This is a genomic window from Micromonospora sp. NPDC005237 (genome assembly GCF_040607775.1).
Lineage (GTDB): Bacteria > Actinomycetota > Actinomycetes > Mycobacteriales > Micromonosporaceae > Micromonospora.
This window is the reverse complement of record NZ_JBEXHJ010000002.1, coordinates 334,957-358,585: the sequence shown is the minus strand read 5'-3', so window position 1 is coordinate 358,585 and position 23,629 is coordinate 334,957. Positions and strand designations below refer to the sequence as shown.

Sequence of the window (23,629 nt, the reverse complement as noted above, 5' to 3'; positions counted from 1 at the left end):
ATGACCGACAGGTACGCGAGCTTCGTCCAATCGGCCGCCGGCCGCGCGCTGGTCAAGCGCCTCGGGCTGCCCGACCCGCCGCGACTGCGCCGACACCACCCCGGCGACCCGCTGCTGACCGGGCCGGTCCTGCTCGGCGCGGCCAGCGGCGGCCGGCTCGCCGAGCCGGTCACCACGATCCTGGCCGCCGCCGGGGTCGAGCTGCGCGACACCGGCACGGCCGGAGCGCAGGACCGCCTCGCAGCCCTGGTGTACGACGCCACCGGCATCACCGACTCGACCCAGCTGCGTCAGCTCTACGACTTCTTCCACCCGCAGGCCCGGACCCTGCTGCCCAGCGGCCGGGTGATCGTGCTCGGCACCCCGCCCGACGAGTGCCCGACACCGCGTGCGGCGACCGCGCAGCGCGCCCTGGAAGGGCTGGTCCGCAGCATCGGCAAGGAGTTCGGTCGGGGCACCACCGCCCAGCTCGTCTATGTGACAGGCGACACGAGCGCCGCCGGCACCCGCACAAGCCTCGAATCGACCCTCCGCTTCCTCCTGTCCGGCCGGTCGGCGTACGTCTCCGGGCAGGTCATCCGGGTCGGCGCCGGCGCGGCGAGCGCCCCAGCCGACTGGGACCGGCCGCTGGACGGGCAGGTCGTGCTGGTCACCGGGGCTGCCCGGGGTATCGGCGCGGCCCTCGCCCGGGTCCTCGCCCGCGACGGCGCGCAGGTGGTCGCCCTGGACGTCCCGGCGGCCGGGGACGCCCTCGCCGCGGTGGCGAACGAGATCGGCGGTACGGCAGTCCAGCTCGACCTGACCGCGCCGGACGCGCCGACCCGCCTCGCCGACCACCTGGCCAGCCGGCACGGTCGGGTCGACGCGGTGGTGCACAACGCCGGCATCACCCGGGACAAGACGCTCGGCCGGATGGACGCCGACCGGTGGGACCAGGTCATCGACGTCAACCTGTCCAGTCAGGAGCGGATCAACGACGTGCTGCTGGAGCGGGAGCTGATCCCGGCCGGCGGGCGGATCATCGGCGTCTCCTCGATCGCCGGGATCGCCGGTAACCGGGGGCAGACCAACTACGCCACCAGCAAGGCCGGCGTGATCGGCCTGGTCGACTCGCTCGCCCCGGCCCTGCGCGACCGGGAAATCAGCGTGAACGCGGTGGCCCCCGGCTTCATCGAGACCCGGATGACCGCCCGCATCCCGCTGGTCGTCCGCGAGGCCGGCCGGCGGATGAACAGCCTGGCTCAGGGCGGGCTGCCGGTGGACGTGGCCGAGACGATCGGCTGGCTGGCCTGGCCGGCCAGCGGCGCGGTCAGCGGCAACGTCGTCCGGGTCTGCGGCCAGAGCCTGCTGGGGGCGTGATGGGCAAACGGAGAGAGCCGGACGACCTGTCGGTCCACGAACTGATCGAGGGCCCGACCGAGATCCTGTCGCGCGAGACGCTGGACGCGATCCGCCGGCCGGAGGCCGTCGGCGCCGACCTGAGCATCGAGCAGACGCACGACTTGAGCGCGTCGGCGGCCGAGGTGACCAGTGACCTCAGCGGTGCCGGTGCGGCCGGCGCGGGCGGCCGGACGCGCGTCGAGCTGCCCCGGATGCCCGCGCCCGGCGCGCTGTACCGGCGGGCCGCGCTCGGCGCGCTGCCCGGACTCGGTGGGCGGCGCGGGGCCGACCTGCCGGCGGTCGAGTTCAGCGTGGCCGGGGTGCGGACCGACCGGGCGCACCTGGCCGACTACGACCGGGTCTGCGGGTTCCGGCTCACCGATCGGCTGCCCGCGACGTTCCCGCACGTCCTGGGCTTTCCGCTGACCCTGCGACTGATGACCGCGCCGGGCTTTCCCATCCCGCTGACCGGCGTGGTGCACGTCGGCAACCGGATCACCGTGCACCGCCCGATCACCGCCGACGAGGCCCTCGACTTCACGACGTTCGCCGAGAACCTGCGTCCGCACGACCGGGGGCGGCAGGTGGACGTGGTGCTGGTCGGATCGGTCGACGGCGAGGAGGTCTGGCGCGGCGTCTCGACGTACCTGGGCCGGGAGCGCACACCCGGCGGGCGCGATCGGGGCGAGCGTCCGACCGCGCCCACGGCCACGGCCCGCTGGCGGGTGGAACCCCGCGTCGGCACGGAGTACGCGCGGGTCTCCGGGGACCACAACCCGATCCACACCTCCCGGCTCGGGGCGCGGTTGTTCGGCTTCCGCCGGCCGATCGCGCACGGCATGTGGAGCAAGGCGCGCTGCCTCGCGGCGCTGGAGACCCGACTGCCGGACGCCTGCACCGTCGAGGTGGCGTTCAAGCTGCCCGTACCGCTGCCGAGCACTGTGGACTTCACCCTCCTGCCGGACGGGGCATTCGCCCTGCACGACTCGCGCGGCCGACCGCACCTGGCGGGTCTCGTGCGCTGACGCGTCCCTGCCGATCCTGATTCGGGCTTGGCAGGGGCGTACGTCTGCGCTACGTTGTTCTCACAACGAGATGTTCTCAGGATGAGAGAGACCAGATGAACGAGCAGGACTTCCTGGCCGCGTACGACCCGCGGGCCTACCCGTCGGTCGCCGTGACCGTCGACGTGGTGGCGCTGACCATCCGCGACGGTGCCCTGCACCTGCTGCTGATCCGGCGCGGCGAGGCGCCCTTCGCGGGGCACTGGGCACTGCCCGGCGGCTTCGTCCGCCCCGACGAGGACCTGACCGCCGGCGCTCGACGGGAGCTGGCCGAGGAGACCGGGCTCGGCGGGGAGGGGCTCCGGCGCGTACACCTGGAGCAGTTGGGCAGCTATGGCGACCCCGACCGTGACCCGCGGATGCGCGTCGTCTCGATCGCCCACCTCGCGTTCGCCCCCGACCTGCCCGACCCGGCCGCCGGCACCGACGCCGACGAGGCGATCTGGCTGCCGGTGACCGCGCTGACCAGCCGGCAGCTCGCCTTCGACCACGGCCGCATCATCGACGACGCGCTGGAGCGGGCCCGGTCCAAGCTGGAGTACACCCCGCTCGCCACCCGCTTCCTCGCCGCCGAGTTCACGATCAGCGAGCTGCGCGCCGTCTACGAGACGGTCTGGGGGCACCCGCTGCACGCCGGCAACTTCCACCGCAAGGTGCTCTCCGTGCCGGGCTTCGTGGAGAGCACCGGCGCCAGCACCGAGCGCGGCGGTGCCCGAGGTGGCCCGCGCGCACGGCTCTACCGGGCCGGCGACGCCCGCCTGCTGCACCCGGCGCTGCTGCGCCCCGCCCGCGAGGAGACGGTGCGGTGAGGGCCGCGGAGGCCATCGGCCTGGTCGCGGCCGCCCGCACCGACGCCGATCTGTTCGGCGCCGACCAGCCGGCCCGCCGCTACCGCGAGCTGGTCGCGGCCCTGCACCCCGACCGCCTGCCGACCGACCCGGCGGTACGCGCCGAAGCCCTCGACGCGTTCATCCACGTCACCACCCGGTGGCGGGCCCGGCGGGTCACCGTCCTCGGATCGTCCTCGAAGGCGGTGGCGGCGGGCAGATGAGCGAGTCGTACGAGCTGGCCCTGTACTTCATGGCCCGGCACACCGTCACCGACAACTGGGAGAAGCGCGGCCGGCGCGGCTACCTGTTCATCATCGGCGACGAGCTGGCGTACCCGCAGGTGAAGGCTCGTGAGGTGGCCGGCCTGATCGGCGACGACCTGGCGCAGGACGTGCCGCTGCGGCAGGTCGTCGACGAGGTGACCCGCCGCTGGGACACCTACTACCTGCTCCCCGCCGGCAGCCACTACGCCGGCAACGCGAAGGTGCTCGACTTCTGGCGGGATCTGCTCGGGCAGAACGCTGTCGTGCTCGACGACCTCGACGCCGTCTGCGAGACCATCGCGCTCACCATCGGCCTCGGCGAGCAGGCCATCGACCTGGACGAGGGCCTGCGCCACCTGGACCACGCCGGCTCCAGCGCCACCGGCACCGTCTCGAAGGCCCTGGCCCGCCTCGGCCGGGGGCGGCGGGCCGAGGTGTCGACCCTGCCGGCGTTCCGCGACACCACCGGCGGGGTGAGGAGGCTGTGAGGCACGTGGCGGTGGTCGACCTCGGCTTCGGCGACGCCGGCAAGGGCACGGTCGTGGACTGGCTCTGCGCCACCCGCCCGGTGCACACGGTGGTCCGCTTCAACGGGGGCGCGCAGGCGGCGCACACCGTCGTGCTGCGCGACGGGCGGCACCACACGTTCGCGCAGCTCGGCGCGGGCACGTTCCATCCCGGCGTCGGTACGCACCTGTCCCGGCACGTGGTGGTGGACCCGCTGGCACTGGCCGCCGAGGCCGACCATCTCGCCACGATCGGGGTGCCCGACGCGCTGGACCGGCTGACCGTCGACGCCCACGCGCTGCTCGCCACCCCGTACCACCGGGCCGCCAACCGCGCCCGGGAGATCGCCCGGGGAGCCGACCGGCACGGCTCCTGCGGGCTGGGGGTGGGTGAGGCCGTCGCGTACGGCCTCGCCCACCCCGACGACGCGCCCCGCGTCGCCGACTGCCACCGCCCCGCGCTGCTGCGCCGCCGGCTGACCGCCCTGCGGGACCGGCTGACCGCCGAACTCGGCCCGTTGGACGCGCCACCGGTCGACGACTGCCTGCCCGCGTTCACCGGGTTCGCCGCACGGGTCGCGGTCGTCGACCGGAGCTGGCTCGCCCGGGCGCTGCGTGCCGGCACCTGCGTCTTCGAGGGCGCGCAGGGGGTGCTGCTCGACGAGTGGCACGGCTTCCACCCGTACACGACGTGGAGCACCACCACGTTCGCCAACGCCGACAGCCTGCTCGCCGAGGCCGGTCGGTCCGGCGACCTGACCCGGATCGGCGTGCTGCGGACCGTCACCACCCGACACGGGCCCGGCCCGCTGGTGACCGAGGACCCGGCCCTGCCGCTGGCCGACCCGCACAACCCGACCAACCCCTGGCAGGGCCGGTTCCGGTTCGGCCACTTCGACGCGGTCGCCCACCGGTACGCCCTCGCCGCGGCCGGCGGAGTGGACGGCCTGGCGCTGACCCACCTCGACCTCGCCGGACCCGAGCTGCGGATCTGCCGCCGCTACGACACCACCGACCGGCTCGACCCCGGCCCACCCGGCGACCTGGACCGACAGGCCGCGCTCACCGACCGCCTGCTGCGCTCCCGACCCTTGTACGACGACCCGCCGACGGACTGGAAGGAGGCGGTGGGCGCGGAGCTGGGCGCAGCTGTGGTGCTCGCCTCGCACGGCCCCACCGCCGACGACAAGACCCCGCACGGCCCGCTGCTCGCCCCACCCGCCCTGGTGCGCTCGGCCTGACGCCCGGGACCGAAGGGGGTGATCCGCCGACTCGGCCCACCGGGCGGCTCGCACCCGGCGAGCATGAGGGCATGGACGCCGCCCTCGACCTGCTCCGACAGCTGATCACCTCGCCGTGGGTGTACCTGCTGATCTTCGGGCTCACGGCGGTCGACGCGTTCTTTCCGGCCGTACCCGGCGAGGCGGCCGTCATCACCGCCGCCGTGCTCTCCACCGGCGGGAGCCCCAACCTGGCGGCGGTGATCGCCGTCGCCGCGGTGGGCGCCTGCGTCGGCGACCACATCTCGTACGCCATCGGGCGCGGTGGCGGCGCGAACCGGCTCGCCGGGTTTCCCGACGGGAGCCGACGGCGGGCCAGCTCCGAGTGGGCCCGCCGTGCGCTGAACCGGCGCGGCGGGCTGATCCTGACCACCTCCCGCTACCTGCCGGGCGGCCGGACCGCGGTCACCCTCACCATGGGCGCGGTGCGGTATCCCCGCCGGTCGTTCCTGCTCTACGACGTGATCGCGACGGTCACCTGGGCCGTGTACTGCGGACTGCTCGGCTACTTCGGTGGGCTGGCCTTCGCGCGCCACCCCGTCAAGGGCGTCCTCGCCGGAATCGGCCTCTCGGTGCTCGTCACGCTGGGTATCGAGGCCGTCCGCTGGCTGCGCCACCGGGCGCACCGCCGCGCCGCCGCCCGCAACTGGCCGGGCGGACCGACCTGACAGCCCCTCACAGCAGGTCGGCCGGCGGACGCCAGGTGACGCCGTGCAGCAGTTGGGCGGCGCCGAGCCAGGCCACGTTCATCATCCGGGTGGCCGTCTTCTCCGGGTCGGCGTCCGGGTGGTCCGCGAGCCAGTCGGCCAGTGACTCGGTCGCGCCGACCAGGGCGTACGCGACGACCTCCAGGTCGAGGGCGGCGATCTCGCGGCCCTCGGCGCGCAGCGCGTGGTCGAGCATCCCGGCGACCACCTCGACCAGGCGGGCCCGCATGGTGGCCAGCTCGCCGGCGAACGGCTGCTCGCCCCGGGCCTGCCGGTAGAGCACCGCCCAGCCGTCCCGGTGCGCGCCCACGAAGCCGAAGAACGCCCGCAGCCCATGCCAGAGCCGCTCGTCGGCCGGCAGGTCGGGGGCGGCGGCACCGGCGATGGCCTGCATCATCCGGGTGCCCTCCCGGTGCAGGCAGGCGACGAACAGCTCCTCCTTCGTCCCGAGGTACGCGTACACCATGGGCTTGGAGATGCCGGCGTCCTCCGCGATCTCGTCCATGCTGGCGGCGTGGAAGCCACGCCGGGAGAAGACCTTCACGGCCGCGTCGAGCATCTGCTGCTCGCGGACGGCGCGGGGCAGGCGCCTGAAGGCGGGGACACTGGACACCTTGCGAGCATACCTACTCGTGCGTAGGGTTACGCACGAGTAGGTAAATCTTCCCGGAAGGCGCATCTCATGACTGACTTCGACCCGGCCACCTTCGCCAACGTCGGCCCCAAGGAGTTCGCCCAGCTGGTCAAGTCCACCCCGGACGACAAGATCGCCCAGGTGATGTCCGGTGACCTGCGCGGCAAGGTCCTCGGTGAGGTCTTCGGCCGGATGCCGTCGCTGTTCCGCGCGGACCGGGCCGGCTCCACCAACGCGGTCATCCACTGGATCATCACCGGTCGTCCCGACGGCGGCAGCGACACCTACGAGGTGGTCATCGCCGACGGCAAGTGCGAGGTGAACGAGACTCCGCAGCACGACCCGAAGCTGAGCCTGACCATGGGCCCGGTGGAGTTCCTGAAGATCGTCTCCGGCGGCGCCAACCCGGTGATGATGTTCATGACCGGCAAGCTGAAGGCGAAGGGCGACCTCGGCCTCGCCGCCAACATCGCCAACCTGTTCGACATCCCCAAGGCCTGACATGGCTGAGTTCTCGCTTGACCTGAACGAGGAACAGCGGGATCTACGCGACTGGGTGCACGGCTTCGCCGCCGAGGTCGTGCGCCCGGCCGCCGCCGAGTGGGACGAGCGCGAGGACACCCCGTGGCCGGTGATCCAGGAGGCCGCCAAGGTCGGCCTCTACGGCTTCGAGTTCCTCGCCACCTGCTGGGCAGACCCGACCGGACTCTCCCTGCCCATCGCCAGCGAGGAACTCTTCTGGGGTGACGCCGGCATCGGCCTGAGCATCTTCGGCACCTCGCTCGCCGTCGCCGCCATCTACGGCGCCGGCACCCCCGAACAGATGATCGAGTGGGTGCCGCAGTGCTTCGGCGACGTCGACTCCCCAGCCGTCGCCGCGTTCTGCACCAGCGAACCCGAGGCCGGCTCCGACGTCGGCGCGATGCGCACCCGGGCCGTCTACGACGAGGCCACCGACGAGTGGGTGCTGAACGGCCAGAAGGCGTACGCCACCAACGGCGGCATCGCCGGCGTGCACGTGGTCACCGCCTCGGTCGACCCCACGCTCGGCTCCCGAGGCCAGGCGGCGTTCGTCGTACCGCCCGGCACCCCCGGCCTGGCCGCGACCCGCAAGCTGCGCAAGCTCGGCCTGCGCGCGTCACACACCGCCGACGTCTTCCTCGACGGGGTACGCGTGCCCGGCCGCTGCCTGCTCGGCGGACGGGACGCCCTGCTGGAACGCCTGGACCGCGCCCGCACCGGGCAACGGGCCAGCGGGCAGGCCGCGATGCGCACCTTCGAGCTGTCCCGACCCACGGTCGGCGCGCAGGCGCTCGGCGTGGCCCGGGCCGCCTACGAGTACGCCCTGGACTACGCGAAGGACCGCGTCCAGTTCGGACGGCCGATCATCGAGAACCAGGCGGTCGCGTTCGCGCTGGCCGACATGCGGATGGAGATCGACGCGGCTCGGCTGCTGGTCTGGCGGGCCTCCTGGATGGGCCGCAACAACCGCCCGTTCACCGCGGGCGAGGGCTCGATGTCCAAGCTCAAGGCCGGCGAGGTGGCGGTGTCGGTCACCGAGAAGGCGGTGCAGCTGCTCGGCGGGGCCGGCTTCCTGCGCGACCACCCCGTCGAACGCTGGTACCGCGACGCCAAGATCTACACCATTTTCGAGGGTACGTCCGAGATCCAGCGACTGGTGATCTCCCGGGCGATCTCCGGCATGCAGATCCGCTGAGCCTCCGGTCAGCCACCCCCTGGCCCGACTGCCGGTCGGGCCAGGGGCGGCGTCCTACCTATCCGTGCCGTCTTCGTCACCCCATGCCGACGCCGGCTGGGCCTGATGCCGCGTCGGGTGCATGATCAAGGAAGACGCCCTGCCGGATGGGAATCCCACTTCCCGTCCGCGTACCACCCCAAGGAGGTCTGCGGCATGGACCTGCCGTTCGTCGTCGCCACGCTGACCCGGCGCGGCCTGCTCACCCCCGGCCGCCCGATCCGGATCGCCTCACAGCTCAACGCGTTGCGCACCTGGGGGTGGAGTCTCGCCGGCGAACTGCGCCAGGCAGCCGCCCGCGACCCTGGCCGGCCGGCGATCATCGACGAGGACGGCGTCGAGCTGACCTACCAGGCGCTCCTCGACCGGGCCGAACGCATGGCCCGGTCGATGCGGTCCGGGCTCGGCGTACAGGCCGGCGACCGGATCGGCGTGCTGTGCCGCAACCACCACGGGCTGATCGAGACCATCGTCGCGGCGACCCTGCTCGGCGTCGACGCGGTCCTGGTCAACACCGGGCTCTCCGCCGCCCAACTGTCCACCGTCGCCGAGGAGCAGCGGCTGCGGCTGCTGGTGCACGACGACGAGTTCGCCGAACGGGTCCTCGGCCTCCCCGCCGAGCTGCCCCGCCTCGACGAACGCGCCCGCGAGGAGCTGGTGGCCGGGGCGCTGCCCGGCGAGCTGCACCCACCGGAGCGCGACGGCCGGATCATCGTGCTCACCTCGGGCACCACCGGCGCGCCCAAGGGCGCCCGCCGGCCCACACCCAGCGGTTTCGGGCCGCTCGTGTCCATCATCGACCGCATCCCGCTGCACGCCAAGGACCGGGTGCTGATCGCCGCCCCGATCTTCCACACCTGGGGATTCGCCGCCCTGCAGGTCTGTTTCGCGTTGCGGGCCACCATCGTGCTGCACCGCCGCTTCGACCCGGCCGCCACGATCGCCGCCCTGGTGGCACACCGGTGCGACGCCCTCTTCGCCGTACCCGTGATGCTCCAACGGCTGCTGGAAGTGCCCCCACCGGACCCGCGCCCCCCGCTCAAGGTCGTCGCGGTCAGCGGATCGGCCCTGCCGGGTGGGCTCGCCCCGAAGTTCATGGACGTGTACGGAGACGTCCTCTACAACCTCTACGGCTCCACCGAGGTCTCCTGGGCGTCCATCGCCGGCCCACCGGACCTGCGCCAGGCACCCACCGCTGCCGGCCGGCCGCCGCACGGCACCCGCCTGGAAATTCTCGACGACGACGGTCAGCCGATACCCGAGGGTCGGGTCGGCCGCATCTTCGTCGGCAACGAGATGCTCTTCGAGGGCTACACCTCCGGTGCCAGCCGGGAGACCCGGGACGGCCTGCTCGACACCGGCGACCTCGGCCGGCTCAACGCCGACGGGCTGCTCTTCGTCGACGGCCGGGCCGACGACATGATCGTCTCCGGCGGCGAGAACGTGTTCCCGTCCGAGGTGGAGGACCTGCTCGCCCAACTGCCGCAGGTACGCGAGGCCGCCGTGATCGGCGTACCCGACCCCGAGTACGGCCAGCGACTGGCCGCGTTCCTCGCCCTGCACCCCGGCGAGACCCTCGACCCCGAGGCGGTCCGTGAGTACGTCCGGCACTACCTGGCCAGGTTCTCCGTACCCCGGGACGTGGTCTTCGTGAAGTACCTGCCCCGCAACGCCACCGGCAAGGTGCTCACCCGGGAACTACGCCGCTACTACGGCTGAGGCGGGACCCTCAGGTCGGGATCGTGATCCGGCCTTCGACCGCGGCGGTGGCGATGTCGGTGCGGTGCTGCGAGCCGGCCAGCTCCACCCCGTCCACCAGCGCGTACGCCGCATCCCGGGCGGCCGCCAGGTCGGGGCCGGTGGCCGTACCGCAGAGGACCCGGCCGCCGGCGGAGAGCAACGCGCCGTCGCTCGCCCGGCGGGCGGTGCCCGCGTGGATGATGCCCGGCCGGTCCGCGCCGGTGATCACGTCGCCGGTGCGCGGCGCGGCAGGGTAGCCCTGCGCGGCGAGCACCACGGTCACCGCCGCGCCGTCGCGCCAGCGCAGCGGCGGGTGCTCGGCCAGCGTTCCGGTGGCCGCCGCGTGCAACAGCCCACCCAGCGGGGTCTCCAGCAGGGCGAGCACGACCTGGGTCTCCGGGTCGCCGAAGCGCGCGTTGAACTCGATCACCCGAGGGCCGGTGGTCGTCATCGCGAGGCCCACGTAGAGCAGGCCCGCGAACGGCGTGCCCCGACGGCGCAACTCCGCCAGGGTGGGGTGGACCACGTCGCGCATGACGTCGTCGACCAGGCCGGGCGGGGCCCAGGGCAGCGGCGCGTACGCGCCCATGCCGCCCGTGTTCGGGCCCGTGTCGCCGTCGCCGATCCGCTTGAAGTCCTGCGCGGGCAGCAGCGGCAGCGCCGCCTCGCCGTCGGTGACCACGAACAGGCTGACCTCCGGACCGTCGAGGAACTCCTCGACCACCACCCGGCCGCACTCCGCGGCGTGCGCCAACGCGGCGGATCGGTCGTCGGTCACCACCACGCCCTTGCCGGCGGCCAGACCGTCGTCCTTCACCACGTACGGGGCGCCGAACTCGTCCAGCGCCCGCGCGGTGGTCTCCTCGTCCGTGCAGACGTACGCCCGGGCGGTCGGCACACCGGCGGCGGTCATCACGTCCTTGGCGAACGCCTTGGAGCCCTCCAGCTGGGCGGCCTCGGCCGACGGGCCGAACACGGCGATGCCCTTGGCACGTACCGCGTCGGCGACACCGGCCACGAGCGGCGCCTCCGGCCCGATCACCACCAGGTCAGCGGCAGTCTCCACGGCGAGCGCGGCGACAGCGGCCGGATCGGAGGCGTTCACGGCCCGCACCTCGGCAACCGAGGCGATCCCCGGATTACCAGGCGCGGCAATCAGCGCCGAAACAGCCGGATCGCGTGCCAACCCGAGCGCGAGCGCATGCTCCCGCCCACCACCACCCACCAAAAGAACCCGCACAACCGAGCATCCTACTGTCCACCCCACCCACCGCCCCGCATCGCGCCGGTGATCAAGAGCTTTGCGTCAAAGTCTCGCGCGAATCTGACGCAAAGCTCTTGATCACCGAGGCGAAGGGGGCGGGGGCGCCAGGCGGGGTCGGGGCCCGGGGGTGGGGGGTGGGTGGGGGGGTTAGGGGAGGAGGGGGTGTTGGACTACGTTTTCTTCTCGGCCTGGGCCTACGCCGATGACGCTGACCCTGGTGTTGCAGAGTTCCTCGACGCGGGCGATGTAGCGGCGGGCGTTCTCCGGCAGCTCGTCAACGGTGCGGGCCTTGGTGATGTCCTCCCACCACCCGTCGAGCTCCTCGTACACCGGCGTGGCGTGGTGGAAGTCCGTCTGGCTCATCGGCATGTCGTCGACGCGCTTGCCGTTGATCTCGTAGCCGACGCAGATCGGCACCTTGGGCAGCCCGGTGAGCACATCCAGCTTGGTGATGACCAGGTCGGTGACGCCGTTGAGGCGGCAGGCGTACCGGGCCACGACCGCGTCGAACCACCCGCACCGGCGTTCCCGCCCGGTGGTGGTGCCGTACTCCGCGCCGATCTTGCGCAGGTGCGCGCCGTTGGCGTCGAACAGTTCGGTCGGGAACGGCCCCGAACCGACCCGGGTGGTGTACGCCTTGCTCACCGCGATCACCTGGTTGATCGCGGTCGGCGGGATGCCGGCGCCCACGCAGGCGCCACCGGCGGTCGGGTTGGACGACGTCACGAAGGGGTACGTGCCGTGGTCCATGTCCAGCATGGTGGCCTGGGCGCCCTCCAGGAGCACCGTCTCGCCGCGGTCCAGCGCGTCCCAGAGCATGGCCCGGGTCTCGGCGATGTACGGCTTGAGCCGCTCCGCGTACTCCAGGTACTCCTCGACGGTGGCCTCAAGGTCGATCGCCTTGCGGTTGTAGACCTTGAACAGCATCTGGTTCTTCTCGCGCAGCGCGAGTTCCAGCTTCTTGCGCAGGATGCCCGGGTCGAGCAGGTCCTGGAGCCGAATGCCCATCCGGGCGACCTTGTCGCCGTACGCCGGGCCGATGCCCCGGCCGGTGGTGCCGATCCGGGACGAGCCGAGGTACCGCTCGACCACCCGGTCCAGCGCCCGGTGGTGCGGCATGATGAGGTGCGCGTCACCCGAGATCCGCAGCCGGGACACGTCCACGCCACGCTCGGCGAGACCGTCGATCTCGGCGAGCAGCACCTTCGGGTCGACCACCACGCCGTTGCCGATGACGATCATCGCGCTCGGCGAGAGCGCCCCGGACGGCATCAGGTGCAGCGCGTACTTCTGCCCGTCCGGAGTGATCACCGTGTGGCCGGCGTTGTTGCCGCCGGAGTAGCGCACGACGTAGTCGACCCGCTCACCCAGCAGGTCGGTAACCTTGCCCTTGCCCTCGTCGCCCCACTGAGCGCCGATGAGCACGATCGCTGGCATCTTTTCCGCCTCCAGAAGGCTCGGGTGCCAGGTGGCGACCGGTTGGCGAGCCCGGGGTGTCAGGTTAACAAGTAGTGACGGCGCGACCGGCAGGGGTCGCGTCGAGAGGCAGGAGGCTCCTTCCGTGTACGACGTGGTGCTGCTCACCCTCTCATCGGAGCGCGACGCTCCCGGGGGCTGCGGCAGCGGCGGGGCCTGCTGCGGCGGCGCGACCGGAACCGACACCGCCGTCAAGGGGGCTGACGCTGGCACGGCGACCGACGCCGGCACCGACCCTGGCGGGACGCCGGGTGACGCCGACCGGTGCGCCACCGACCGGCCCCGGGTGCCGGTGCTGGCCTGCGCCGACGCCCTGACCGCCCGGGGCGCCCGGGTGCAGACGGTCACCGCCCGCTCGGACGCGGAGATCGACGCGGTGTTGGCCCAGCTCGACGGTCCGGCCCGCCCGGACGGTCTCACCTGGCCGGATTCGGACGGCAAGACCCGGCTGGTCGTCGCCACGGCGAGCGACGCGCAGTTGCGCGCCGTGCTGCGCCGGCTCGTCCGGCGGTACGCCCCACCGCCGAGCCGCCGTCCGGCTGACCTGCGTGGTGACCGGACCCTGCCCGACCTGCCGCCGGTCGCCGTACTCCCTCTCGACCCAGCGCGCGGCGGCACCCACCGGGACCTGGCCGCGCAGCTCGGGCTGCCCCGCGACCCGGCGGCCGTGGCCGCCGCCGTGTTGGACGGCACGCCACGCCGGCTGGACCTGCTGCGCAACGACGGCGGCTCGGTGACCCTGGACGGCGCTCTGCTCGGCGCCGCCGATGACGCGGGCCGCCCGCTGCACTGGCGGGCCCGGGTGGAGGTGGACGACTCCATCCTCACCGACGGCGACGAACCGCTGCTGGCCTGCGCGATCGGAAATGCCGGCGGGTACGCGTCGCTCGACGACGTGACGCTGCTGGCCGCGCCGGACCCGGCCGACGGCCAGGTCGAGGTAGCGGTGGCCGTCCCGGTGGTCGTCCGCTCGGCCTTGGGACGCAAGCGGGTACGCCTGGAGGTGCGGCGGGCCCGGGGACGGGCCGTGTCGGTGCTGCCCCGGGAGGGAAAGGTGCCCTACCTCGACGATGGCGTCGAGGGTGAGCTGACCCGCAAGCGCTCCTGGTGGATCGAACCGGGTGCCTGGGCGGTCTGGGTGGTCTGACCCCGACTGCGCCGATCGGCCCCGATCGGCCGGTGGGCCTATCCTCGCAGGAGGACTGGGGAGGAACCGTAATGGACAAGAACGCCGACCGGGCGCAGGTGCCCGGCCAGCAGCCGGTGCCGGAGCGGGACATCGAACCACTCTGGCCGCCGGATCCGGCCGAGCGGGGCGCGGGTGACGTGGTGCCGCCGTGGGCGGCGGTCGCCGAGCGGCGGGACGGCCCACCGCCGTCCGCGCCGTCGTCGGCCGTCACGCCGCCGGTGACCGCGCCGCCGACCGGCCGTCCGCCGGTTCCCGGGCAGCCGGGCGCCGCAGCCCTGCCGCCGCCGTCTCCGTCGGACTACCCGTCCCTGACCGGGGCGGTGCCGCCGCCGAGCGGCTGGGGGGCCACCGGCCCGAGCGGGGCGGGTACGGGCTGGGCACCGGCGCAGCCGAGCTGGCCGCCGGCCGACGCGCCGGCCACTCCACCGACGCCGCCCGCGCCACCGGCGCCGGCCACTCCGCCCGCACCACCCGTTCCGTCGACTGCACCGGTTCCGCCGGCCGTGGGTGCTCTCGTCGGGCCAGGTGCTGACACGTCGCCGCCGACCTCCGGCACTCCGGCCACCGGCACGCTGTCGGGGGCCACCCCAGCCGGAGCGACGGGCACCCCAGCCTTAGCGACGGGCACCGCAACCGGGGCGACGGGCACCGCACCCGGAGCGGCGCCGGCCGACGAGCCTGTCCCAGGTCCGGTCACCGACCCGCCGGTCGCGTCGGGCGGCGTCGACCTGGACCTGCCGTTCTCCCTGGACCGCCCGGCGGCAGCAGCCACGCCCACCGACCGACCGACCCCGGCAGGCCCGCCCGCCACAGGTCCGGTGACGGCAGATCCCAGCACGGCAGGCCCGACCACCGCAGGGCCGACCACCGCAGGCCCGACCACCGCAGGTCCGAGCATCGCAGGCCCGGCAGCGGCGGTGCCGGTGCCGGTGCCGCAGGCTGGCGGAGCAGCCGGTGCCGGGGAGGACGGCCCTGCCGTCGGGGCGGCACGGCCGGCAACCGAGTCGCCCTGGGCGTATCCGCCGCAGCGGCCGGCCAGCCCGCCCCCGTCGGCCGAGGACCAGGCCACCGTCGCGCCGCCGCCGATTCCCGCGCCGCCCGTCCCACCGCCACCGCCCGCCGTCGACCAGGGCACCGGAGCGGGGCAGACGTACGCCGGCCAGACCTACGCCGGTCAGACGTACTCGCCGACGATTCCCGGCCAGGCCGGCCCGGCACCGGTCGAGCCGCCGCAGCAGGGCGCGGTGGCGACCCCGCCGCCGGGGCCGTTCCCGCCGTCGCCGGGCTGGTATCCGCCGCCCTGGCAGCAGGGCGCGGCCGCGGTTCCACCGGCACCGCCTCAGCAGTACCAGGAGACCGACCCGGTGGCGCGGGTGCCGGCCACCGGTTACCCGGACGCCACCTGGACTCCGGAGACCACGGCCGCGCCGACGGCCGAGGACTTCGCCCGCCGCCGGCAGGTACGGCCCGCCGACCCGGTGGCGACCATGGGCGTACGCGCGGTGGTCAACAAGATGGGTCTGCTCCGGCTCTCGCCGGGGCGGCACGAGCAGGAGCTCAAGCGGGACATCGAGATGGTGCGCCGCAACTTCGGCGGACTGCGGCAGGTGACCGTGGTCAACCCGAAGGGCGGCGCCGGCAAGACGGTGGCCATCCTGCTGCTGGCCATGACGTTCGGGCAGAAGCGTGGCGGCTACGTGCTGGCCTGGGACAACAACGAGACCCAGGGCACGCTCGGCATGCGGGCCCAGCAGGACTTCCACTCCCGCACGGTGCGGGACATGCTGCGCGACCTCGGGCAGTTCCAGGGCGCGCACGGTCGGGTCGGTGACCTGTCGCAGTACGTCCGCTCGCAGGGCGAGGGAATGTTCGACGTCCTGGCCTCGGACGAGTCGGCGACCGGTGGCGAGATGCTGACCGCTGCCGCGTTCGCCGAGATCCGCGAGGTGGTCAGCCGGTTCTACAAGCTGATCTTCGTGGACACCGGGAACAACGTGCGGGCGCAGAACTGGCAGGCGTCGATGGACGCCACCGACCAGCTCGTGGTCACCATGTCGGCCCGTAACGACTCGGCGGAGACGGCCGCCCGGATGCTCGACCACCTGGAGCAGAGCGGCCGGCAGCGGCTGGTCCGGCAGGCGGTGACGGTGGTGTCGATGCCGCCGTCGCGCAAGGAGATCGACCTTCCGGCCATCCAGGAGCACTTCGCTGCCCGAACCAGGGCGGTGCTGCTGGCGCCGTACGAGCGACTCATCGACAGCGGCGAGCCGATCCGGTACGGCGCGCTCTCCTCGGCCACCCGCGACGCCTGGTTGAAGATCGCCGCCGCGGTCGCGGAAGGGTTGTAGCCAGTCGAAGGCCGGCCCGACTCCGGGCCGGCCTTCGACGGCGGTGTCAGTTGCTGGCCAGCGCGTCCGCCGCGGCCGGGTCGCAGTCGCGCAGGAACTGGGCGCAGCGGGCCGCCTCGTCGGCCTCGCCGATCTCGTCGGCGGCCCGGGAGAGCAGGTACAGGCAGCGGAGGAAGCCCCGGTTGGGCTCGTGCGACCACGGCACGGGCCCGTGGCCCTTCCAGCCGTTGCGGCGGAGCTGGTCCAGGCCACGGTGGTAGCCGGTGCGGGCGTACGCGTACGCCGTCACCACCGCACCGGCCGCGAACGCCCGGGCCGCGAGCTCCGCCCAGGCGGCGCTGTAGGTCGGGAAGCGGGCCGCCACCTCGGCGAACGCCTCATCGGTGCCGGCCTCCTGGGCGGCGGCCAGGGCGGCGTCGGCCTCGTCGTTCGCGGGCAGGAGGGTGGCCGGTGGCTCCGGCAAAAGGTTCTGCATCGCCCCATTCAACCCGCTGGACAGGGCGACACGCGAGCGGGTCGGCCGACACGTTCCGCTGAACGGCTGAGGAGTTCATCACGCCTGCGGCCTATGCCGCCGCCAGGTGTTTTCCATTACAACTAATGGTCCGGAGCCTCCCCAGGACCCGGTTACGCAGGAGCCCGGTGGCCACGACCACCGGGCTCCTGTCGCTTCCACCCCGCCCGGGGTTTGGCAGGCCCCACCGAAGGGGCAGGATGGCCGGGTGCCGACCCCACCTCCCACGGACGTCATCGAGCCGCACCTGCACGCCGACGAGATCCAGACCCGGGACGAGTTCGACCGGCAGCTGGTCACCGGCCGCCTGACCGGGCTGACCGTGCAGGGCCTGCGCCTCGACCTCGCCCCGGTGCCCGACCTGACCGGCGTCGAGGTCACCGGCACCCTCTTCGTCGGCTGCCGGTTCGCCTCCCGGGAGGTCGGCGCCGACCTGGTCCGGCGGGGCGCGAACGTGGTGCCGCCGTTCTCCGGGCTGCCGTACCCGACCCAGCCGGCGCACCTCTACACCCCGGACGACCTGGCCGCCGGGTTCGCCGAGGGCGGGTTCGCCGGGATGTACGACACCCGGGTGTACGAGCACTACCGGGCGCACGGGGGCGCGCTGCCGGACGTGAAGGAGGCGCTCGGTCAGCGGCTGCACGACCATGGCGTGGACAACGCGCTCGCCGACGCCACCCGCGCCTGGCTGGGCGGGTACGGGCCGCAGTCGGTGGTGGGCATCATGGGCGGTCACGCGGTGCGGCGCGGCAGTGCGGCGTACCGGATGGCGGCCGTGCTGGGGTGGGAGCTGGCGCGGGCCGACCGGTTGGTGGTGACCGGCGGTGGTCCCGGGGTGATGGAGGCGGCGAACCTCGGCGCGTACCTGGCGGACCGGCCGGCGGCGGACCTGACCGCGGCGATCGACCTGCTGGCCACCGCGCCCGACTTCACCGACCACCACCGGTACACGGCCGTGGCGTTGACGGTCCGGCAGCGGTACGCGGGCGTGCCCCGCCAGCGCGCCGGGGACGCCGGGTGGGCGCGGGCCGGAGGGCTGGCCATCCCGACCTGGCTGTACGGGCACGAGCCGGCGAACCTGTTCGCGGGGCGAATCGCGAAGTACTTCTCGAACGCCATCCGGGAGGACACCATCCTGCGGCTCGCCCGGGGCGGCATCGTCTTCGCGCCGGGACGGGCGGGCACGGTGCAGGAGGTGTTCCAGGCGGCCACCAAGACCTACTACGGCACCGACGGCGCCAGCGGCGCGTACATCTTCCTGGACCGCGACTACTGGACTCGTGAGCTGCCGGTCGAGGCGCTGCTGCGCCCACTGCTGGCCGCCTCCCCGTTCGGTGACCTGTCGTCGACGATCCACCTCACCGACGACGTCCGCGAGGCCGTCCGCCTGTTGACGACCTGACGACGACGGCCGGCTCCCCGAGGGAGAGCCGGCCGTCGGTGGAACGTCGTTACTTGGCCATCGTGGTGCCGGTGGAGCGCAGGTGCTCGCACGCCTCGACGACCCGGGCGGCCAGGCCGGCCTCGGCGGCCTTGCCCCAGGTACGCGGGTCGTACTGCTTCTTGTTGCCGACCTCGCCGTCGACCTTCAGCACGCCGTCGTAGTTGCGTAGCATGTGGTCCGCGACGGGCCGGGTGAAGGCGTACTGCGTGTCGGTGTCGATGTTCATCTTCACCACGCCGTAGTCCAGAGCCTCGCGGATCTCGCTCAGCAGGGAGCCCGAGCCGCCGTGGAAGACCAGGCTGAGCGGCTTGTCCTTGCCGTACTTGGCGCCGACCGCCTCCTGGATCTGGTTCAGGATCTCCGGGCGGAGCTTGACGTTGCCCGGCTTGTAGACGCCGTGCACGTTGCCGAAGGTCAGCGCCGCCATGTAGCGGCCCTTCTCGCCGAGGCCGAGCGCCTCGACCATGGCCAGGCCGTCCTCGACTGTGGTGTAGAGCTTGTCGTTGATGGCGTTCTCGACGCCGTCCTCCTCGCCACCGACGACACCGACCTCGATCTCGAGGACGATCTTGCCCTTGGCGGCCTCGTCGAGGAGCTGGGAGGCGATCTGCAGGTTCTCGGCGACCGGCACGGCCGACCCGTCCCACATGTGCGACTGGTACAGCGGCTGCTCGCCGCGCTTCACCCGCTCCTGCGAGATGGCCATCAGCGGCCGGACAAACTTGTCCAGCTTGTCCTTCGGGCAGTGGTCGGTGTGCAGCGCGATGTTGACCGGGTACTTCTTGGCCACCTCGTGCGCGTACGCGGCGAACGCCACGGCGCCGGTGACCATGTCCTTGATCGAGGGACCGGACAGGTACTCGGCACCACCGGTGGAGACCTGGACGATGCCGTCGCTCTCCGCGTCGGCGAAGCCCTTGAGCGCCGCGTTAAGCGTCTGGGAGGAGGTCACGTTGATCGCGGGGTACGCGTACCGGCCAGCCTTGGCGCGGTCCAGCATCTCCGCGTAGGCCTCGGGGGAAGCGATGGGCATGTGATGCGCTCCTTACTTACCACTCTCGGCCGTGCTGGCCGCTGTTGTTCACTTGTGCGCCGGACCGCGCTGTCCTCCGCCCGGCAGTATCCCGCAGGTGTGGTGCGCAGGACCAACCGAGGGGGTGTCAGCCGCTCACCGGGTGTCCAGACGGTCCGGCACGATGACGCTGATCAGCCAGGTGACCACTGTCATCACGATCGCTCCCCAGAACGCCGCCCAGAAGCCGTCCACCTGGAACGGCAGGTCGAGCCCGCGGGCGATCCGGTCGGTGAGCAGGAAGAGCAGCGCGTTGACCACCAGCGCAAACAGGCCCAGGGTCAGCAGGTAGAACACGCAGCCGACCACCCGGATGATCGGCTTGAGCACCGCGTTGATCACGCCGAAGATGAGCGCCACCACGATCAGCGTGAGCACGGTGTTGCCACCCGAACGGCCGTGCACGTCGACGCCGGGCACGATCAGCGTGGTCACCCACAACGCGACCGCGGTGATCGCCAGTCGGATGAGGAAGCCCACGGCACCATCCTGGCATCGGCTCGCGCCATCATGGGTTGATTCCGCCGACTCGGCTTCCGCGCGCGCCGCCGACGCAGCCCGTACGGTGGTGAGAATCGTGCCCCGAGAACCCGGGAGGGACCATGGGTCAGCCCGATGAGGACTTCACCCCCGGCGACCACCTCGCCGCGGACGAACGCGACCCCGAGGCGGAGCCGGCCGACGCGGTCGAGCAGGCCACCGTGGTCGACCCGGCCCACGTCGACGTCGAGCCGCAGCGCGGCATGGAGGTCGACGACTGGGACGCCATGGAGCAGGCCCGGGTGGTCACCGGGGACGAGGACGACTACCGCTGACGGCTCAACGAGCTTCGTCGACCAGCTTCGGGTGGCGGGCCGTCCAGTCGCCGAGCCGGTCCTCCCGCAGCGCGGTCAGGAACTCCGGCGCGAGCCTCGGGTCGGTACGCAGGTAGCGGTCCTTCCCGGTCGGCCAGACGACCGGCAGGCCGATCCCGACCGGCTCCACCGATCGCAGCGTGGAGGCGAGCCGCAGCAGGTCCAGCATGGCGGCCCGGTCGGGTGACACGACGAGGTCCGGGCCGACGGTGGTCAGCAGCTTGGCGAGGCGTACCGGATCGGTGAGCACGCCCTGCTCGGTGGTCTGGCGGACCAGCCCGGCGGCGAAGAGCCGGGCGTTGCGGTCCCGGTCCTGGCTCCCCTCGGGCAGACCGTAGCGCTGGCGGAGCAGGTCGACCGACGCGGCGCCGTCGAGACGTTGGCAGCCGGCCGGGAAGACCCGCTTCGTGTGGACGGAGCGCACCCGCTCGGGCAGGCAGGCCGGCACCCCGCCAAGGGCGTCGGTCAGCGAGCGCACCGCGCGGTACGTCAGCACCACGCCAGCGTCCACCCGGACCCCGGTCAGCTCGGCCACCGTACGCCGAGTCAGTTCGTACCCCTTGGTCAGCTCGGGGCGGGTGAACCCGGCGCCGAACGGGAACGCGGCGTTCAGCTTGTCGGTCCCCTGGCCCGGAATCGGCACCCCCAGGTCACGTGGCAGCGACACCAGGTAGGGGCGACTGCGGTCGGCCGGGATGTGCACCAACAGGACCGCGTCCGCGCGTGCCGCCGTCCGGCCGTCGCCGTCGATGCCGAGCAGCAGAATGTTCAGCGCGCCGGTCGGTGTCGGCCGACCCGACTCACCGAGCAGCTCGGCGGTCGGCGGCGGCCCCGCGCGCTCCGGGGTCAGCAGGGGCACCCCGAGCCCCAGCACCCCGAGCAGGGCCAGCGCGATGCCACCGGCTTGCCAGCGGCGTCGGCGCCGACGTCGGCCGATCGCCAGCCGGTCGATGGCGGCGCGCAGCGGGCCGGTCGGCGGGGTCAGCGGCTCGTGCCGGGCGAAGGCGGCCCGCAGGTCATCCTCGATCATGAGCGAACCTCCACATACTCGGCCCGGAGCGTGGCCAGGGCCCGGGAGATGGACGAACGTACGGTCCCGACGGCGCAGCCGAGAATGTCGGCGATCTCGGCGTCGGGTAGGTCTTCGTAGTAGCGCAGCACGAGGGTGGCGCGCTGCCGGCGTGGCAGCCGGGACAGCCAGGTCCAGATCTGGTCCCGGTCCACGGCGGACTGGGCGTGGTCGGCCGACGCCGGCAGGGACTCGTCGGGCTCCCCGCGCAGCAGCACCCGGCGCATCCACGAGCCGCGCTTCCAGTCGACGTACTGGTTGGTGAGCATCCGGCGCACGTACCGCTCGGGTGAGTCCGCGCGGACGACCCGCCGCCAGTTCAGCTGGACCCGGACCATCGTCTCCTGCACCAGATCCTGCGCCTGGTGCGGATCGCCGGTGAGCATCACCGCGTACCGCAGCAGCGGGGCAAGTCGCGTGTCCGCGAACTCCTCGTACGTCACTGCACCTCCCGGGGTCCTGCCTCAGATGACGGGAGCGGGCCGGTGGAACGTTGCGGTGACGGTGATCAACCTTTCGGTTCGTCTTGCCGACCAGGCGGTGATCAGGGGCGGCGCTGAACCTTAGCGATTCCTTAAGATCCGCAGGCTGCACCTGAATCCCCCACTTGGAGGAATCCCCCTCATGCTCACCCACTCCACCCGGCGCTGGCTCGCCGGCCTGGGCGTCGCAGGCGCGTTCGTCGCCGCCTCCGCCAGTCCGGCCCTCGCCGAGCCCGCGGCCGAGTTCTACATGTTCTTCGAGAACGTCACCGTCGCCCCCGGCTCCGCCGGGGTCGTTCGTGGAGCGACCGTGCTCGGCTCCGAGCCGGCCGTGCTCAACGAGGTCACCGTCCGCTACGACTACCGCTCGCTGGCCGGCAAGGTCACCTTGGCCGGTGACACCGGCAACGACTGTTCCGCCGACGGCGACGCGGTGTTGGTCTGCATCGAACATTCCCCGCTCGTCGTCGATGAGGAATTCGGCGGGTTCCCGTCGAGGGTCGTTATCGCCCCTACCGACAAGGCAGCCGCGGGGGACACCGGCGAGCTGAAGATCAGCCTCCGGGCTGGCGGCAAGGAGGTTGCGGACTCCACCTCCCAGATCCGGATCGCCGAAGGCGTGGACCTCGCGGCTGGCCCCAACGTCGAGGTGAAGGCGGCGCCGGGCGGCTCGTTCAAGGCCCCCTTCTCGGTCCAGAACGTCGGCACGACGACTGTCGACGGTGTCGTGGCGATCTTCGACCCCGACTACGGCATCCGCAGTAAGGAGCGGTTCGACAACTGCTTCTATGTAGAGGACTACCTGCTCGCCTGCGAATTCGACGAGAAGATTCCGGCGGGCGAGGGTAGGACCGCGACCTTCAACTACGAGCTCGCCAAGGACACCTACGCACCGGGGAGCCAGGAAAGCAACGTCCGGTGGGTGGTCCCGGGAGACCTTGACGCACTCAACAGTGCGCGCAGGGAGGCCGGCGTCGCGGCAGCGCGCCAAGGCACCGGCAAGACCCTGGAACTGGCCCCGATGCCCGGCAAGCGCAATGCCCGCGCCCTCCAGACGGACGTCGACCCGTCCAACAACTGGGGCGCAGTAAATGTGCAGGTCACCGGCAAGAACGGGGCTGACCTGGAGGCCATCGGCGCCACGCTCACCGGCAAGAAGGGCGCGGTGGTGACCGCCCCGCTCGGCTTCCGCAACAACGGTCCGGCGACGCTGGACCACTTCCGCAGTGGCTCCGACGTGACCTACGTCGACGTGACGGTCCCGAAGGGCACCACCGCCGTCGAGGTGCCGTTCGAGTGCGCACCGCGGACCGGCAACGACGCCGAGTGGGACGAGGCGGGCACCCCGGGTGCCGCCGCCTACCGCTGCTACCCCGGTCCGTTCGCCCCGGCCGGCGAGGAGCTGACCGGCGAGTTCAAGTTCCGGATCGACAAGGTCATCGCCAACGCCACCGGCATGGTCAAGGTCAACGTGCCGTGCGAGTGCGAGGGCGGCTTCTACGAGGACCTGAAGCCGGCCAACGACACCGCCAAGATCCTGGTGAACGCGGCCAGCGGTCAGGGCGGCGGCGAGGATGACGGTGGCGCGCTGCCGATCACCGGCCAGTCGACCGGCCTGATCGCCGGCATCGGCGCTCTGCTGCTCGCCGCGGGCGTCGGCGGCTACCTGGTGGCCAAGCGCCGCCGGACCCGCTTCGTCGCCTGATCAACCCCGCACCACCGGTGCCCCGCCGACCACACAGGTCGGCGGGGCACCG

The 23,629-nt window shown here is 72.8% G+C and carries 22 protein-coding genes and 1 pseudogene; 15 read left to right on the top strand and 8 right to left on the bottom strand.

Going from position 1 to position 23,629, the window contains the following annotated elements; translation table 11 throughout:
• From ABZT87_RS06575 to ABZT87_RS06545, 7 genes and pseudogenes are all read left to right on the top strand, one after another.
• The gene (locus ABZT87_RS06575) at positions 1-1,359 is read left to right on the top strand and encodes a 3-oxoacyl-ACP reductase (RefSeq protein ID WP_355134071.1); all 1,359 of its coding nucleotides are present in this window, start codon (positions 1-3) and stop codon (positions 1,357-1,359) included.
• Complete coding sequence (locus ABZT87_RS06570) at positions 1,359-2,405, top strand: MaoC/PaaZ C-terminal domain-containing protein (RefSeq protein ID WP_355134069.1); 1,047 nt, start codon at positions 1,359-1,361, stop codon at positions 2,403-2,405. Before ABZT87_RS06575 ends, ABZT87_RS06570 begins: the two co-directional genes overlap by 1 nt.
• Before the next feature lie 95 nt (positions 2,406-2,500).
• Positions 2,501-3,253, top strand: a complete 753-nt coding sequence (locus tag ABZT87_RS06565; protein WP_355134067.1) for an NUDIX domain-containing protein — start codon at positions 2,501-2,503, stop codon at positions 3,251-3,253.
• The gene (locus ABZT87_RS06560) at positions 3,250-3,495 is read left to right on the top strand and encodes a hypothetical protein (RefSeq protein WP_355134065.1); all 246 of its coding nucleotides are present in this window, start codon (positions 3,250-3,252) and stop codon (positions 3,493-3,495) included. Before ABZT87_RS06565 ends, ABZT87_RS06560 begins: the two co-directional genes overlap by 4 nt.
• Positions 3,459-4,025: pseudogene (locus ABZT87_RS06555) on the top strand (hypothetical protein); the annotation flags it as partial. The gene ABZT87_RS06560 and the pseudogene ABZT87_RS06555, both read left to right, overlap by 37 nt.
• Positions 4,022-5,284 carry an adenylosuccinate synthetase gene (locus ABZT87_RS06550; RefSeq protein WP_355134063.1) on the top strand — a complete coding sequence of 421 codons (1,263 nt, stop codon included), beginning with the start codon at positions 4,022-4,024 and terminating at the stop codon, positions 5,282-5,284. The pseudogene ABZT87_RS06555 and the gene ABZT87_RS06550, both read left to right, overlap by 4 nt.
• Before the next feature lie 71 nt (positions 5,285-5,355).
• On the top strand, positions 5,356-5,991 hold the full coding sequence (locus ABZT87_RS06545) for a DedA family protein (RefSeq protein WP_355134061.1): 636 nt from the start codon (positions 5,356-5,358) through the stop codon (positions 5,989-5,991).
• 7 nt (positions 5,992-5,998) lie between these two features.
• Here the strand turns inward: ABZT87_RS06545 and ABZT87_RS06540 are convergent, their stop codons facing one another.
• Positions 5,999-6,643, bottom strand: a complete 645-nt coding sequence (locus tag ABZT87_RS06540; protein WP_354853431.1) for a TetR/AcrR family transcriptional regulator — start codon at positions 6,641-6,643, stop codon at positions 5,999-6,001.
• A gap of 69 nt (positions 6,644-6,712) precedes the next feature.
• On the opposite strand from ABZT87_RS06540, the gene ABZT87_RS06535 reads away from it, so the two are divergent.
• The 3 genes from ABZT87_RS06535 (at position 6,713) to ABZT87_RS06525 (ending at position 10,139) form a co-directional block, all read left to right on the top strand.
• Positions 6,713-7,165: an SCP2 sterol-binding domain-containing protein gene (locus ABZT87_RS06535; RefSeq protein WP_354853428.1), complete on the top strand. Its 453-nt coding sequence runs from the start codon at positions 6,713-6,715 to the stop codon at positions 7,163-7,165.
• 1 nt (position 7,166) lies between these two features.
• Positions 7,167-8,381 carry an acyl-CoA dehydrogenase family protein gene (locus ABZT87_RS06530; protein WP_355064628.1) on the top strand — a complete coding sequence of 405 codons (1,215 nt, stop codon included), beginning with the start codon at positions 7,167-7,169 and terminating at the stop codon, positions 8,379-8,381.
• 195 nt (positions 8,382-8,576) lie between these two features.
• On the top strand, positions 8,577-10,139 hold the full coding sequence (locus ABZT87_RS06525; RefSeq protein ID WP_354853422.1) for an AMP-binding protein: 1,563 nt from the start codon (positions 8,577-8,579) through the stop codon (positions 10,137-10,139).
• 10 nt (positions 10,140-10,149) lie between these two features.
• On the opposite strand, the gene purD is transcribed toward ABZT87_RS06525, so the two are convergent.
• Positions 10,150-11,400, bottom strand: coding sequence for a phosphoribosylamine--glycine ligase (gene purD / locus ABZT87_RS06520; RefSeq protein WP_355064624.1), 1,251 nt, complete (start codon positions 11,398-11,400; stop codon positions 10,150-10,152).
• 171 nt (positions 11,401-11,571) lie between these two features.
• Entirely contained in the window at positions 11,572-12,861 is a 1,290-nt protein-coding gene (locus ABZT87_RS06515) for an adenylosuccinate synthase (protein WP_234583138.1), read from the bottom strand.
• Positions 12,862-12,985: 124 nt separating this feature from the next.
• Here ABZT87_RS06515 and ABZT87_RS06510 point away from each other — a divergent pair, with 124 nt between their 5' ends.
• The gene (locus ABZT87_RS06510) at positions 12,986-14,047 is read left to right on the top strand and encodes a hypothetical protein (protein WP_355134059.1); all 1,062 of its coding nucleotides are present in this window, start codon (positions 12,986-12,988) and stop codon (positions 14,045-14,047) included.
• Between the two features lie 71 nt (positions 14,048-14,118).
• Complete coding sequence (locus ABZT87_RS06505; protein ID WP_355134057.1) at positions 14,119-16,437, top strand: chromosome partitioning protein; 2,319 nt, start codon at positions 14,119-14,121, stop codon at positions 16,435-16,437.
• 46 nt (positions 16,438-16,483) lie between these two features.
• Here ABZT87_RS06505 and ABZT87_RS06500 read toward each other — a convergent pair whose 3' ends face one another.
• Positions 16,484-16,912, bottom strand: a complete 429-nt coding sequence (locus ABZT87_RS06500) for a DUF3151 domain-containing protein (protein WP_354860259.1) — start codon at positions 16,910-16,912, stop codon at positions 16,484-16,486.
• 247 nt (positions 16,913-17,159) lie between these two features.
• On the opposite strand from ABZT87_RS06500, the gene ABZT87_RS06495 reads away from it, so the two are divergent.
• Positions 17,160-18,353 (top strand): hypothetical protein, encoded by a 1,194-nt coding sequence (locus ABZT87_RS06495; protein WP_355134055.1) that lies wholly within the window; start codon positions 17,160-17,162, stop codon positions 18,351-18,353.
• Between the two features lie 49 nt (positions 18,354-18,402).
• Here the strand turns inward: ABZT87_RS06495 and fbaA are convergent, their stop codons facing one another.
• Together fbaA and ABZT87_RS06485 are read right to left on the bottom strand one after the other, a co-directional pair.
• Complete coding sequence (gene fbaA / locus ABZT87_RS06490; RefSeq protein WP_355134053.1) at positions 18,403-19,428, bottom strand: class II fructose-bisphosphate aldolase; 1,026 nt, start codon at positions 19,426-19,428, stop codon at positions 18,403-18,405.
• A 135-nt stretch (positions 19,429-19,563) separates the two neighbouring features.
• Positions 19,564-19,947, bottom strand: a complete 384-nt coding sequence (locus tag ABZT87_RS06485; RefSeq protein ID WP_354860252.1) for a phage holin family protein — start codon at positions 19,945-19,947, stop codon at positions 19,564-19,566.
• Positions 19,948-20,069: 122 nt separating this feature from the next.
• Here ABZT87_RS06485 and ABZT87_RS06480 point away from each other — a divergent pair, with 122 nt between their 5' ends.
• On the top strand, positions 20,070-20,282 hold the full coding sequence (locus ABZT87_RS06480) for a hypothetical protein (protein ID WP_234583131.1): 213 nt from the start codon (positions 20,070-20,072) through the stop codon (positions 20,280-20,282).
• A gap of 4 nt (positions 20,283-20,286) precedes the next feature.
• On the opposite strand, the gene ABZT87_RS06475 is transcribed toward ABZT87_RS06480, so the two are convergent.
• Both ABZT87_RS06475 and ABZT87_RS06470 read right to left on the bottom strand, forming a co-directional pair.
• Positions 20,287-21,351, bottom strand: coding sequence for an LCP family protein (locus ABZT87_RS06475; RefSeq protein ID WP_355134050.1), 1,065 nt, complete (start codon positions 21,349-21,351; stop codon positions 20,287-20,289).
• Positions 21,348-21,833, bottom strand: a complete 486-nt coding sequence (locus ABZT87_RS06470; protein ID WP_354860244.1) for a SigE family RNA polymerase sigma factor — start codon at positions 21,831-21,833, stop codon at positions 21,348-21,350. The genes ABZT87_RS06475 and ABZT87_RS06470 overlap by 4 nt, the downstream gene beginning before the upstream one ends.
• A gap of 181 nt (positions 21,834-22,014) precedes the next feature.
• Between ABZT87_RS06470 and ABZT87_RS06465 the strand changes: the two genes are divergently transcribed.
• Positions 22,015-23,577: an LPXTG cell wall anchor domain-containing protein gene (locus ABZT87_RS06465; RefSeq protein ID WP_355134048.1), complete on the top strand. Its 1,563-nt coding sequence runs from the start codon at positions 22,015-22,017 to the stop codon at positions 23,575-23,577.
• The last annotated feature ends 52 nt before the right edge of the window (positions 23,578-23,629 follow it).

What these genes read in the sequence shown, in the direction of transcription:
- fbaA (WP_355134053.1), bottom strand. Translation starts at nt 19,428, where the DNA reads ATGCCCATCGCTTCCCCCGAGGCCTACGCGGAGATGCTGGACCGCGCC.
- ABZT87_RS06500 (WP_354860259.1), bottom strand. Translation starts at nt 16,912, where the DNA reads ATGCAGAACCTTTTGCCGGAGCCACCGGCCACCCTCCTGCCCGCGAAC.
- ABZT87_RS06575 (WP_355134071.1), top strand. Translation starts at nt 1, where the DNA reads ATGACCGACAGGTACGCGAGCTTCGTCCAATCGGCCGCCGGCCGCGCG.
- ABZT87_RS06570 (WP_355134069.1), top strand. Translation starts at nt 1,359, where the DNA reads ATGGGCAAACGGAGAGAGCCGGACGACCTGTCGGTCCACGAACTGATC.
- ABZT87_RS06535 (WP_354853428.1), top strand. Translation starts at nt 6,713, where the DNA reads ATGACTGACTTCGACCCGGCCACCTTCGCCAACGTCGGCCCCAAGGAG.
- ABZT87_RS06545 (WP_355134061.1), top strand. Translation starts at nt 5,356, where the DNA reads ATGGACGCCGCCCTCGACCTGCTCCGACAGCTGATCACCTCGCCGTGG.
- ABZT87_RS06505 (WP_355134057.1), top strand. Translation starts at nt 14,119, where the DNA reads ATGGACAAGAACGCCGACCGGGCGCAGGTGCCCGGCCAGCAGCCGGTG.
- ABZT87_RS06475 (WP_355134050.1), bottom strand. Translation starts at nt 21,351, where the DNA reads ATGATCGAGGATGACCTGCGGGCCGCCTTCGCCCGGCACGAGCCGCTG.
- ABZT87_RS06480 (WP_234583131.1), top strand. Translation starts at nt 20,070, where the DNA reads ATGGGTCAGCCCGATGAGGACTTCACCCCCGGCGACCACCTCGCCGCG.
- ABZT87_RS06465 (WP_355134048.1), top strand. Translation starts at nt 22,015, where the DNA reads ATGCTCACCCACTCCACCCGGCGCTGGCTCGCCGGCCTGGGCGTCGCA.
- ABZT87_RS06530 (WP_355064628.1), top strand. Translation starts at nt 7,167, where the DNA reads ATGGCTGAGTTCTCGCTTGACCTGAACGAGGAACAGCGGGATCTACGC.
- ABZT87_RS06565 (WP_355134067.1), top strand. Translation starts at nt 2,501, where the DNA reads ATGAACGAGCAGGACTTCCTGGCCGCGTACGACCCGCGGGCCTACCCG.
- ABZT87_RS06525 (WP_354853422.1), top strand. Translation starts at nt 8,577, where the DNA reads ATGGACCTGCCGTTCGTCGTCGCCACGCTGACCCGGCGCGGCCTGCTC.
- ABZT87_RS06515 (WP_234583138.1), bottom strand. Translation starts at nt 12,861, where the DNA reads ATGCCAGCGATCGTGCTCATCGGCGCTCAGTGGGGCGACGAGGGCAAG.